Annotated in this window: 11 protein-coding genes; 3 read left to right on the plus strand and 8 right to left on the minus strand. The window is 60.5% G+C overall.

The window, feature by feature from the left end:
- Position 1: 1 nt before the first annotated feature.
- From AKN83_RS04840 to AKN83_RS04850, 3 genes are read right to left on the minus strand one after another with little or no spacing between them, the layout of a single operon-like run.
- Positions 2 to 478: an aromatic-ring-hydroxylating dioxygenase subunit beta gene (locus AKN83_RS04840; protein WP_050400228.1), complete on the minus strand. Its 477-nt coding sequence runs from the start codon at positions 476 to 478 to the stop codon at positions 2 to 4.
- Positions 475 to 1815, minus strand: a complete 1341-nt coding sequence (locus AKN83_RS04845; protein ID WP_050400227.1) for an aromatic ring-hydroxylating dioxygenase subunit alpha — start codon at positions 1813 to 1815, stop codon at positions 475 to 477. The genes AKN83_RS04840 and AKN83_RS04845 overlap by 4 nt, the downstream gene beginning before the upstream one ends.
- Positions 1816 to 1833: 18 nt before the next feature.
- Positions 1834 to 2784 carry a PDR/VanB family oxidoreductase gene (locus AKN83_RS04850; protein WP_050400226.1) on the minus strand — a complete coding sequence of 317 codons (951 nt, stop codon included), beginning with the start codon at positions 2782 to 2784 and terminating at the stop codon, positions 1834 to 1836.
- A 294-nt stretch (positions 2785 to 3078) separates the two neighbouring features.
- On the opposite strand from AKN83_RS04850, the gene AKN83_RS04855 reads away from it, so the two are divergent.
- Positions 3079 to 3312 carry a hypothetical protein gene (locus AKN83_RS04855; RefSeq protein ID WP_050400224.1) on the plus strand — a complete coding sequence of 78 codons (234 nt, stop codon included), beginning with the start codon at positions 3079 to 3081 and terminating at the stop codon, positions 3310 to 3312.
- A 78-nt stretch (positions 3313 to 3390) separates the two neighbouring features.
- Here the strand turns inward: AKN83_RS04855 and AKN83_RS04860 are convergent, their stop codons facing one another.
- The 5 genes from AKN83_RS04860 to AKN83_RS04880 form a co-directional block, all read right to left on the minus strand.
- Positions 3391 to 4578, minus strand: coding sequence for an acyl-CoA dehydrogenase family protein (locus AKN83_RS04860; RefSeq protein WP_244521884.1), 1188 nt, complete (start codon positions 4576 to 4578; stop codon positions 3391 to 3393).
- A gap of 64 nt (positions 4579 to 4642) precedes the next feature.
- Positions 4643 to 6619 carry a non-ribosomal peptide synthetase gene (locus AKN83_RS04865; protein ID WP_244521885.1) on the minus strand — a complete coding sequence of 659 codons (1977 nt, stop codon included), beginning with the start codon at positions 6617 to 6619 and terminating at the stop codon, positions 4643 to 4645.
- A 39-nt stretch (positions 6620 to 6658) separates the two neighbouring features.
- The gene (locus tag AKN83_RS04870; RefSeq protein WP_050400221.1) at positions 6659 to 7660 is read right to left on the minus strand and encodes a thioesterase domain-containing protein; all 1002 of its coding nucleotides are present in this window, start codon (positions 7658 to 7660) and stop codon (positions 6659 to 6661) included.
- Between the two features lie 150 nt (positions 7661 to 7810).
- The gene (locus tag AKN83_RS04875; protein WP_083991923.1) at positions 7811 to 8650 is read right to left on the minus strand and encodes a 4'-phosphopantetheinyl transferase family protein; all 840 of its coding nucleotides are present in this window, start codon (positions 8648 to 8650) and stop codon (positions 7811 to 7813) included.
- Between the two features lie 295 nt (positions 8651 to 8945).
- A complete protein-coding gene (locus AKN83_RS04880; protein WP_050400219.1) occupies positions 8946 to 9599 on the minus strand; it encodes a LuxR C-terminal-related transcriptional regulator in 654 nt (217 codons plus the stop codon).
- 469 nt (positions 9600 to 10068) lie between these two features.
- Here AKN83_RS04880 and AKN83_RS04885 point away from each other — a divergent pair, with 469 nt between their 5' ends.
- Positions 10069 to 10989 carry a LuxR C-terminal-related transcriptional regulator gene (locus tag AKN83_RS04885; protein WP_050400218.1) on the plus strand — a complete coding sequence of 307 codons (921 nt, stop codon included), beginning with the start codon at positions 10069 to 10071 and terminating at the stop codon, positions 10987 to 10989.
- 222 nt (positions 10990 to 11211) lie between these two features.
- Positions 11212 to 12222, plus strand: a complete 1011-nt coding sequence (galE, locus tag AKN83_RS04890; protein ID WP_050400217.1) for a UDP-glucose 4-epimerase GalE — start codon at positions 11212 to 11214, stop codon at positions 12220 to 12222.
- Positions 12223 to 12467: the final 245 nt, after the last annotated feature.

Genomic DNA, 12467 nt, shown 5'->3' on the forward strand with positions numbered 1-12467 from the left:
CTCACATGAAAAGCTGGATATTGCCGAACGGCGCGTCGAAATTCACGAGGTCGATGCGCTTGAGCCTGATCTTGAGGTCATCGCCGACCCGGACCAGATCGTGCGACGCCCATCCCGAAAAGCGTTCCAGCGCGTCGCCGCGCGTCTCGGTGTAGATGTAGGAGGTCTTTGCCCTGAAGATGCCGGCCGCCGGATCGCAGGCCAGGATCTGCGGCGCCTGGAGCAGATGATGGCAGCGGCTCTTCGGCTTCTGGCTGAAGGTGCGCTCGCCGGCCAGCCGCTCGATCCGTACCTTCATCAACAGCAGATCCTCGTACATCAGCGACGGCTGCAGCACCGGGTCCTGCTGCTGCCACTCCAGCGGCATCCAGTAACGCCCTTCGGGGTGGAACAAATCGAGCCACGCCTGCCACTGCATGGTGTCGAGCAGGTCGGCTTCCCGATAGATGAAATCGGTAATCGTCTTCTCGGTGATCATTCCGCGGCCTCGCCGGGCTGGTCCATATCCATGGTCATGAATTTGGCCCAGGCATGGAACTGGTTCCGCATCTGGCGCTCCGACGTGCCGTTGATGACGGCGGTGACGTCGGGCTCCTCGTCGCTCTCGTAGAGCCGGCGCAGATTGACCCACTGATTGCCGTTCGTCTTCAGCCCTTCCTGGGCCCGCTCATACATTTCGAGATCGTCGTGCCCGACGATCGAGGTCGGTGCGTTGATGAAGCGATTATACATCAGCGCACGCTCGTAGAGCTTGTCGGGCGCGCCGACCAGCCGATAGACCCAGCTCTCCACCAGCGTCCTGTCCACCGCGATCGGGATGAAATTGCGCAGGATCTGCACCGCGCCCTTGACCATGATGTTCGGGAAATAGACCGTGTTGTGCCGAACCTCGCCCAGAATCTCGTGCGCCCGCTTCTCGCCATAGGTTGCGATCATCTGGTCGAGATAGCCCTCGACGTCCGAATAGTTCGAATGGATCGAATTGGCGACGCCGGTATGGCCATGACCGTTGGGCCAGATCCGGATGCCGCTCTGCTCGTAGAACTCGTACGGGCTCATGAAGGGGCCATAGAGCTGCACCGCCATCGGCGTCTCCTTGGAGTCGCCCTGTTCGCGTTGCCAGACCTTGATGGCGGTGCCGGCCGAGCTCTCATGCGCCACCATGGGATGGCAGGTGTCGGTCTGGTTCTCGACCAGCATCTTCCAGTTGCAGGTGTGCATGTAGCGAATCGGCGCGGCCATGACGGCGAGCTTCCCTTCCGGCGAGCGGTCGACCATGTTGTCGATGGTCGAGAGGCTTTCGCCAAAATAGTCCTCGAAGCCGATGCCGTTTTCGCTCAGGCGCGCGAAGATGAAATCCCGATAGACCACGACATTCCTGATCCGCGACAGCCCGTCGTTCGCCTGGGTGTCGGTGAATCCGGTGCCCTCATAGCCCTTCTTCAAGGGGATCGCGAGCAGCGAGCCGTCGGTCTTGAACGACCAGGCATGATAGGGGCAGCGGAAGAACTTTCCGGTGTTGCCGCACGGTTCGGAGGCGATCTTGACGCCCTTGTGCGGACAGCGATTGTAGAACAGGTGGATCGAGCCGTCGGTATGGCGGCTTGCCACCACCGGCTGCCGGCCGACAGTCGCGGTGATGAAATCGCCGGGTTTCAACAACTGGCTGGCGTGCCCGACATAGATCCAGCTGTTGGGAAACAGATGCTCCATCTCGAGCTCGAAGATCTCAGGATCGACATAGACGTCGCGATGCACCTCGGCGTCGCGCACGAGCCCGCCGATCGCGCGGGCATCCTTTCCGTATCTCGCCATGGCGCCTCTTGCCTCCGCTCAGAGATCCAACACAAGCCGCTCCGACTTCGCACGCGACACGCAGATCTGCATGACCTTGTTGGACGCCTTCTCGTCGTCGCTGAGAATGACGTCCCGATGGTCGGGCACGCCCGCGATCACGCCGCACTGGCAGATGCCGCAATCGCCCCGCCGGCAATCATAGAGCACGTCGAGCCCCGCCGCTTCCAGCGCCTCGATGATGCTCTGGTCGGTCGCAACCGTGATGACCTGCCCGGTCGACTTGAGCTCGATCTCGAACGGCCGGTTCGCAGAGCTTGGCTGCTCCGCCTTGAACAGCTCGAAATGGATGCGGTCTGCCGGGATGCCCTTGGCAAGCGCCGCGGCCTTCACCGCGTCAATCATGCCGGCAGGCCCGCAGACATAGACGTGGGCACCTGCGGGCGCATCGCCGAGCGCAGCCGCGATATCGAGGCGGGACGCATCGCTGTCGTAGTGGACCGCCAGGCCCTCCGCACAGATCGCCTGCAGCTGCGGCAGGAAAGCCAGCAGCCCGGGCATGCGTCCGGCATAATGCAGGCGAAACCAGTTTCCTTGCGCCTTCAGCACCGCCGCCATCGATAGGATCGGCGTGACGCCGATGCCGCCGGCAAACAGCAACGCCGGCGCGGCACCCTCGTGAAGAGCGAAATTGTTGAGCGGCGCGGTCGTTCTGACGACGTCGCCGACCTGAAGGGCATGGATGAACTTTGAGCCGCCGGCTGAGGTTTCCTCGCGCAGTACCCCGAGCGCCACAGTGCCTTCGGGCAGGTCCGGCAGCGCCATCAGGGAATACGGCCGGTCCCCTCCGCCCGGCAGCAACACGCGAACATGCGCACCCGCTTGCCACTCCGGCACGGCACCGCCCTCCACGCCGAGCACCACGCTGCGAATGACCGACGTCTCCGCAACGATCGACTGCACTTTGAGCTTGAGCGGATGCGCGTCCATTCGGGCATCTCATATTATATGAATTTGCATATTTTTATACATGTAATAATTACCTGTCAATCGCCGCTATGGCGGCCGCGGATCCCGGTCCTGCCGTCGCGTCGCGCGGCTTGAAAGCGTGATCTGCGACCGACCGCTCAGAAGAACTACTTAGAAAGACCCTGGGAACACTTCGAACGGAAGCCGTATTTTCATCCCTTATCCGTGGACCCGGCCGCCGGCTCGCTCAGGTTGGCCGAGCCTTGTTTTCGCCACCTGGTTTTCGCACCTGGACCCAATCTCGGAGGTCGCCACATGACGCAAGGCCACGTCTGGTACGTCTCCTTCGTTGATCAACGCGATGCTCCACCCGACAGGCATGCGCGAAGGACTGCGACCTTCAAATCCGAGCAGGAAGCGAAGCAGTTCACCAGGACGCTGGCGCAGGACCAGAGAGTGAAGAGCCTTTCGGCCGGAACGATCAATCCGCACCAGCCAAAACGGATCGTCGGATCCAGAGAAATCGACCGGTGGCTCGGCGACATTTAGTACCGCAATCCCGCGGACGCCAATTGCGGTCAGTGCGAATGTTGCCGAGCGGCGGTCGCTTCAGCTTCCGCAGCAAGCTCACGACATTGATGCGACCACGTCCAGCATCACCTCGGTCGCGCCGCCGGCAATGGAGAGGATGCGAGCGTCGCGCGCCACACGCTCGATCGGGCTCTCCCGCATGACGCCCATGGCTCCGTGGAACTGGACGCACGCATACACCACCTCGTTGACGAGTTCGCCGCAGAGAGCCTTCAACATCGAGATCTCGCGCATGCAGTCGTCGTCCGCCGCCATGCGCCAGGCGGTAGCATAGAGAAGCGCGCGGCTTGCCTCCACCCTCGCAGCAAGCATCGCAAGACGCTGACGGATCGCCTGCAAGTCCCAAAGGACGCCTCCGAATGCGCGGCGCGTTTTCACGTAAGTGAGGGTCATATCGATCGCCGCCTCGGCCATCCCGATCGCCATGGCGGCGAGCACAAGGCGCTCGTTCTGCAAGTTGCGCATGATGGAGTAGAAGCCCTGCCCCTCCGCGCCGAGCACGTTCTCGGCAGGAATGCGGCAACCCTCGAAGACGAGCTCGGCCGTGTCGGAGGAGCGCCAGCCGAGCTTGTCCAGCTCGCGAGCCACGCTGAAGCCCGGCGTGCCCTTCTCGACGAGGAACATCGTGATCCCGTTGCTCCCTGCCGCAGCATCAGTCTTGGCCGCAACACAGTAGAGATCCGCACAGACGCCGTTGGTGATGTATAGCTTCGTACCATCGAGCACGTAGGAGTCGCCGTCTCGGCGCGCGCGCGTGCGAATGGCCTTCACGTCCGAGCCCGCATCCGGCTCCGTGATGGCGATCGCGGTGATCACCTCGCCGCTCACAATGCCCGGCATCCAGCGAGCGCGTTGGGATTTGGTGCCGTCGTGAAAGACATAGCTGGAAGCCATCTCGGCCTGGACCAGCATTGCGTCTGCGGCGCCGCCATAGGTGGAGCGCCCGAGTTCCTCTGCGAAGACCGTCGATGCGACGGCGTCCATCTCGGCACCGCCGTACTCGGCCGGATAGCGGATGCCGAAGAAGCCAAGTTCGCCCATGCGCCGCAGGACCGGACGCGGGATGCCCCCCGCCTCCTCCCAGCGATCTGCACAGGGCTTGATCTCCTCCTCGACAAAGCGGCGGACCTGGTCCCGCAAGAGCTCATATTCCGCGGCCGCCCAAGGCAGCCCCGGTTCTTGCTGCGGTACCCAAGCTTTGTCCATCATCGTCGTCCGTTCCATGAGTCCAACTCAAGGTCCAGACCGGATCGGCGCCCTGAGCATCAATTGCGGCCCTTGCAATAGACTAGAGTTCGATTTCCTCTCGCGGTCCGCCCGAGGGTGAAGCAGCTCTGGAATCGGCCACCCAGCGCATCCCGTCGATCACTTCCGCGAGTTCAGCTACGGTCGGGCGCTCGAACAGGTTGCGGAGCTGCACGTCGACGCCGAAGGTCTTTCGCATGCGCGCCACCGCTCTCACGACCAGGAGCGACTCCCCGCCGAGGTCGAAGAAGTTGTCGTGGCGTCCGATCGACTTGAGCTTGAGAAGACCGCACCACAGGGCGGCCAACGCCTTCTCGGTCTCCGTTGACGGGGCGGCGAACTCGTGTGCCGGCTGAATGCTGTCCGCCGTCGGCTCGGGAAGCGCCGCGCGGTCGATCTTGCCGTTGGACGTGAGCGGCATACGTTCGAGGCAGACATAGTGCGTCGGAACCATGGACTCCAGGAGTTCTTCGGCAAGGTGGGCGCGCAGCTCCGCCACGGTCAGAGGTTTCGAGGCGACATAGTAGGCCACAAGTCGCGTGATTGCGCCATCTTCCGCATTCCCCACCGGAGTGGGAACGGCGACGACAGCGCATTCCTGAACGTGGGGCTGCTTGAGAAGCCGCGCTTCGATCTCGCCCAGTTCGATACGCGTGCCGCCGACCTTCACCTGATGATCGACGCGGCCGAGAAATTCCAGGCGCCCTTCCGAGCTCCAGCGGGCAAGATCGCCCGTCTTGTACAGCCGCAGCCTCGAAAAGCCATCTCGGGGATCCGTAACCGTGCGGAAGCGCTCTTCAGTCAGATCGGGGCGATTGAAATAACCTCTCGCGAGACCATCGCCTGCGATGAACATCTCACCGATGACGTTGCGGCCGGTCGGCTGATATTCCTTGCTGAGAACGTAAATTCCCGCATTGGCGGCCGGAACGCCGATCGGCACCGACGCTGATTGATCCCGGTCTGAGTCGAACCGATGAATCATGCAGCCCACTGTGGCTTCGGTTGGTCCGTATTCGTTATAAATCTCGACAGGATGAGGGATGGCTTTCGTGATGTCGCGCGCCAGCTCGGTCTTGAAGTCCTCGCCGCCCACGATGAACTTGCGCAATCTCGTGGCCTCGAGATCGCGGTCGCGGATCATCGCGAGATGCGCCGGCGTCAGCTTGATGATATCGACGGCATTGTCATCCACGACCTTGAGCACGACCATGTTGCTCAACCCGGGATCGCCAAGATAGACCACGATTCGGCCACCGGTAATGAGCGGCGCGAAGAGCGTTGTGACGGTGAGGTCGAAGGCGAGAGATGAGAAAAGCGGCCAAGCGAGAGGCTGGCCGGAACTGTACACACGCGCGGCCCACCAGATGTAGTTCACAAGGCTGCGGTGCTCGATCTCGACGCCCTTGGGAGTGCCGGTCGAGCCTGAGGTGAAGATGATATAGGCGATGCCTGCCGACGTCGCGGCGGACGGTCGGGCCGAGCCTGGCTGATCCAGGATCGAAGCGAAATCAGCGTCGAGCACGAAAATGTCGGCAAGGTCCGGAGAGACGACCGACTGCAGACGCGTTTGAGTGATGACCACCGGCGTTCGCCCGCCGGTTCCGCCGGAAATGTCTTTCAGGATCGTAGCAATGCGCCCTTTCGGCGTCGCCGCATCAATCGGCACATAGGCCGCGCCTGCCTTGAGGACGCCCAGGATCGCGACAACGACCTCGATGGAGTGTTCCATGAAGACAACGACGATCCGACCCGGCCCCGTGCCTTTTGAACCCAGATGCGCGGCCATCTGGTTGGAGCGTTCGTCGAGTTGCCGATATGTCAGCATCGTATCGCCAAACCGGATCGCTTCAGCATCAGGACTGAGCATCGCTTGATCATGGAAAAGATCGACAATCGTCCTGTCCGATGGGTAGTGCGCCGACGTGGCGTTGTACTCGACGACCAGCGCCCGATGATCGGCATCTTGCAGCGCAGGAAGCGCCACACTTTCCGCTACGATAGGCAGGACTTCATTCATGAAATGCGCTCCCATCCGGCAAGCCAAAATCAGATCACGTCAATCGTTGAGCTTCTGCGTTGCCTGGCGATAAAGCTCTGCGACGGCAGGTGCGTCAGGCTCTTTCAGCATGGAGACTTCGTCGCAGTCGTCGGGGCCAAAATAGAATTCGGCATCGGGCGCCACCAGCCGCCATCGATGAGGTGCCGCGCCCGATCGCAGCCAGGCCCTGTTCGGAAGGAAGATGCATACGCGGCCTGAGTACGGAGTGGGAATATACCGCCGAAATGCCGCCATCGCCGTGGATTTCAGCAGAGCTCTGCTGGCCAGCACCGGATCCGTCGCGGCAGGCTCCTTGCGCACGAGGCGCATGAAGGCGCGCTCGCGAAGGCGGCTGCCGAAATATCGAAGACGCGCGCCAAATGTCGGCAACTTCGCCGTCGATCTCCGGACCGATCGGATCGTCTCCCAGGCAGTGAAGTACAGCAGTCGCGGCAATTCCTGATGGGTGGCGGGGTGAAGGGGACCAAAGAGAGCGACGCACGGAATATCCGCTCCGCGCTTTGTGAGGGCTTTAGCCAGTTCGAATGCTGTTGGACCGCCGGAGCAGTAACCAGCGATGACATACGGACCGACCGGCTGATACTGCAGGATCTGGCGGGCGAAGTACTCGGCGATATCTTCGACGCGGTCCATCGGCTTGCTCAGCCCGTCGAAGCCGGGCGGTTGAAGCGCATAGAACGGCTGATCGCCGCCCAGATGCTTCGACAGGTCCGAGAATGAGGCGGGCGCTCCGACATGCCCGGGTACGGCGTAAATTGGCGTGCGTGTTCCGCGCGACTGCAAAGGAATGATGGCAGGCTGTTGCGTGGCCGTGGCGGTGGCCAGGTTCAGAAACGCGATGATCTCACCCTTCCGCCCCTGCAATTGATCGCGAAGCTCCGCCGTCATCGCGCCTGCCGGAGCGCTGCACCGCAACCGATCGCCCTCGACCCAGACCTTGATGTCCTTGACCGCGAGGTCTGCAAGCAGTTCCGAAAACTGCATCACGCGCGCTTGCATAGGCTATTCCCGTGTTCTCGACTGCGACCGCGAAGTGTCTCAAACAAGCGCGGTTTGGAATGAAATTGCATGCTTTCGAGCAAGTTGGCCAAGCTTCTCGCTATCCTCGATGAATGATTACATCGGGGAAACTGCAGTCCGGAGGACCATTCATTTCCGAACAACGACGCACCCGAGATACCCCGTTTTGGGTATGAAACTTCGGACACCCCAATCCTTGTCGTCCGAAGAACCGGGATGTCCCAAGCCGCATCCCAGCCCCTTGGAAATAGCCTCCAGCCGCGTCCAGCGCCGGAAGAAGCCTGCCAGCCGGTCGTCCGGACCGAGGGCCGCATAGGACTCGTAGTCGGAGGCGGAAAAACACAGCGCGGCGATCTCGTCCGCTTCGGGCACGGGGCGAATTGCCTCGATGTCCACGCCGACCTCCTGCCCGGTCGAGAGCGCGATGACCGCTACATCTTCGGATCGAGAGACGCTGAAGCGCAAATTGCGAGAAGGCATCCGGTGTGAGAGGTGGGGTTTTCCCAGCTGTCCATATTCCAGTTCGACATCGGACGGCGCGATCCCCAACCTGGAAGCGAGGACCTGGCGCAGCTGTCCACGGCAAGCGATGAAGCGGCGGCGGTCCCGCTCCGACTTCAACCATTCAGCGCGCCTGCGTTCCGCTTCGCTGAGGAAGGCGCCCATCGCGCGAACGATATCGTGCCTCACTTCGAGCATGCATGCGAGAACCTCCAGGCGATCATCCCCGAGAACCGGCACGATGATCCCACCCGCAGGCTCAACTCCTCTATCAAGGAGGCCCGGAACGGGCGCTGCCGGCTCGACAAGAGTCTGACTGACGTCGAATTCGGCGGGCTGCAACCATCGAGGCCCCGAGCGGGCCAGGGCAGCATGAAAATTCTGGTTCGAAGCCGACGCGCCACGACCATCGGACCCGCCGGCACCGGAACGTCGGGTAAGGTCGAGCTCAGGCCAGTCAGGCGTCATACCTGAATTCCGATCGCAGGAGCGCTCGTGCGCACCGGAGCATTCCTTCTGGAGCGGCCGCTCCCGTTCACGCGAATTTTCTCCGATTGAACAATCACGCAAGCGCGAAAACAAGCAGCCCTGGTGGATATTTAGATGTATGGCTGACTACATCGAAAGGTACATCAAAAGACCTGTGCCCCCTGACGTTCGTTCGCCTTGGCTTCCGGCCCAATTGTCGCGTGACGGCGTTCGTGCGCTGTCGCACCCGAACGCCAGGTCGGTTGATATCCTGCCGAGTCAAAGAGCTCGCGCGTCAATCGGGAGGCAAGGCGCTTTGCCCTGCGTATGAGACCGCGAGCGTAGCAAGAGCCGTCCTGTTGCCGATCTCGAGCTTGCGAAAGATGTGGTGCAGATGAACCTTGATGGTGCCGTCCGTTACCCTCAAACGACGGCCAATCTCCTTGTTTGACAACCCCTCCGACACCAGACGCATGATCTGACGCTCCCGGTCCGTCAGTACGGCAAGATGCTTCTCTAAAATCGCGGACTGCCCAGAAGAGATCGCGACCTCGCTCGAAGGCGCAGGCAGCATCCTGTGGCCGTCCGCGACTTGCCGCAATGTCTGGAGAAGAGTTTCGGGCTCCTCGTCATTCAGGATGACGCCAAAGGCGCCCATTTCTGCCAACATGGTGAGGTCGCGATCCTCGACGGAGGTTGCGAGGAACACGAGCCGAACCGCAGGAGTCCGGGAATTTGCGATATCGAGCAATGCCTGCCCAAAAATGTCAGGCATCGACATGTCCAGAATGGCGATATCGGGCGCAAGAGCGCGAATTGCACTTAGGCAACTCGCACTATCGCTGCATCGAGCAGCGACCCCGAAATCACGTTCTGCTTCCAGCAGATAGTTCAGGCCTAATAAAACAACGGGATATCTGCTAGCAATAACTACGCGACTGAAATGCATTTCGGCCAATCCTCAGTTCCCACTTCAAATCGGCGCCCCCAATATCGATCCCCACGCTACTTCAATTTGGAGCATTCAACTAAAATTTTGGCATCGCGGCTAGGCCGAATTCCGCCGTTTTACAATCTTAGATTGCGCAGCGATATCGACGCCCCCCTAAGCGAGCGCTGTTCGACCGGTCTGCGGAGATCGCGCCCCGTGAAAATACGGACGTGATATTACGAGCGACATCCCAACGAATGTCTATAACCAACGGTATATAGGGATATTGGGGATTAGCATCTAATATTAGTAAATCTTTTGACGCATGCTCAGGGCTTTTTCGCCCCAAATTTCTGTCCAAGCGACCGGAATTTGAACAAGCAATTTTCAATGCGTCGCTCTGTTTTGGCTTGGCAAGCCATCCAAGAAACGAGTCGGATTCAACCGATGAGCCTGTTTCATTTTTTGTAGCGTCCAGGAGAGTTCCATGAGACGACAATATTCTTTTTCTATTGTGCTTGGTGGTGAAAACAGTCTTCGCAAAGAAGGTCTCGCCAGAATTCTAAATTCCGAAAATTTTCAAGTCTTTGCTTCAATTTCCGATGCAGACGATTTGCCTGGCAAGGCCAATGTCGGAAGCGATTCAGCCTGTCCGGCACTGTTCCTGGTTGTTCACAGTGGCGATGATTTCGCACCTACAATCGAGCAGATCGAGTGCTTCAAGCGCCGTCACGCGGATGGACGCATTGCTGTCGTCGCAGATCACTATCGATTGAGCGAGTTGACTGCTGCGATCCGAGCTGGCGTCACCGGCTATTTCATCGACGTGATGAACTGCGATGCGTTCATCAAGTCCATCGAGCTCGTCATGATGGGCGGAACGGTATTACCGACCGACTTTTTGACGTCCGCTCTTGAAATCGAAAAGCGCGACGCGGACGGTGTCCCTCCACGCCTCGATGATAGTCAAGCCACGGCGAACGGCGACAGCAGGCTCGCACAGCAGCTTTCGCCGCGAGAAATCTCCATTCTCCAGTGTCTGATCGAAGGCGATTCCAACAAGTGCATCGCACGCAAGATCGATATCGCGGAAGCTACGGTGAAGGTCCACATCAAGGCGATCCTCCGCAAGATTCGTGTTCAGAACAGAACACAGGCGGCGATCTGGGGGCTGAACCATCGACCTATAGCTCGGCCATCAAGCGCGACGGCGTACCCGGCCGCTGACGCAACCGAGCGCCTCCTCCCACCAAAGAGAGAACTTCCTAAAATCGCGAGGACAGGGCGGCCCGCGCCGCTCGGTTCAATTGACCATGCGGTCAATTACTTCGAAGTTCCTCTTACGAACGGCCACGCCCGCAAGGAAATCGGTTCGAAGGCCGAGGGAGCGATCCGACTGCGGAAATAGCCGAAATTGGTTCGGCCACCCGCCGGGGAAGCTTTCGACCGGATATCTCGAGCCGGAGTTCGTGCCACATCGATGGATGCGGCACCCATCGATGTGGCGATCGGCACCATTGGTGCCGGCCGCTTTGGTGTTGGCGCAAACGCCTGACGCGGGCGTTGCCAGGACAACCGCAAATGCCTGGTGATCGCGCGCGTGCAGGCGCGGAACGGAAATGGAATCAGAATGATCCTGTTGACCGGAGGCGCCGGCTATATCGGGTCACATATCGCAGTCGCCCTACTCGACTCCGGGCTAGATGTCGTTGCAGTCGACAATCTCTGCAACAGCAATCGCGCATCGCTCGAACGGGTGCAGGACATCTGCGAGCGATCGCTCGTATTCCGGCATATCGATATCTGCAACGAGGAGGCGGTCTACGAGGTCCTGCGCACCCACGGCGTGACCGCGGTCATTCACCTCGCCGGGCTCAAGGCGGTCGGCGAGTCCAACACTCAACCCATGACGTACTACCAGAACAACGTTGTTGGAACGATGCGGCTGGTGTCGGCGATGTCGCGTGCCGATGTGAAAACGCTGGTCTTCAGTTCCTCCGCAACGGTTTATGGTACGCCCGCATACCTGCCGCTGGACGAGAAGCACCCCGTCGGCCCAATCAATCCGTACGGTCGCACAAAGTATTTTGTCGAAGAGATTCTGAGGGATCTCCATGGGTCCGACAGCGATTGGCGGATCGCCATCCTGCGCTATTTCAATCCGGTCGGCGCCCACGAAAGCGGACTCATCGGAGAAGACCCGCTCGGCGTACCCAACAATCTGTTGCCACTCGTGGCGCAAGTCGCCATCGGGCGACGTCAGAAGCTGCACGTTTGGGGAAATGACTACGATACCCCAGATGGCACCGGCATCCGCGACTTCATTCATGTCGTCGATCTTGCATCCGGACATCTGAGCGCCTTGAGCGCGCTGAAACAACCCGGCGTTCTGACCATCAATCTCGGAACAGGAAGCGGCAGCAGCGTCCTGGAGGTGGTGAAAACATTCGAGACCGTGAGTGGCCGGCCAGTTCCTTACGTGATTGACCAACGCAGGAGCGGTGATGTCGCGATCTGCTACGCGGATCCGACGCTCGCAAAAAATCGGCTGGGCTGGACCTCAAGGCGATCACTCACACAGATGTGCACGGATCATTGGCGCTGGCAGATGCAGAACCCGAGTGGCTATCGCGGCAGCTAGACGGCAGCCTGCAAGAAGCGCCGATCCACTGCCGGCCACGATCCGAGCCGGCAGCTCGGCCGGATGTCGGCGGGACCGCCCTGACCTCCTCCAGCCCCGGTACAGCGGGCCGGGAGGCCGTGCCTGGCGTTCGCCGGTTGGTCCCGCTGAGTGGCCCTCTGCGGCGTGCTGCCAGCTGCGGACAATTCGACCTCGCTCGAGGAAACGTCGTGGTCAGCCCCTGGACTGGCTTACCGTCCCCTTAC

Source organism: Bradyrhizobium embrapense (assembly GCF_001189235.2).
In the GTDB taxonomy this organism is placed as follows: Bacteria; Pseudomonadota; Alphaproteobacteria; order Rhizobiales; family Xanthobacteraceae; genus Bradyrhizobium; species Bradyrhizobium embrapense.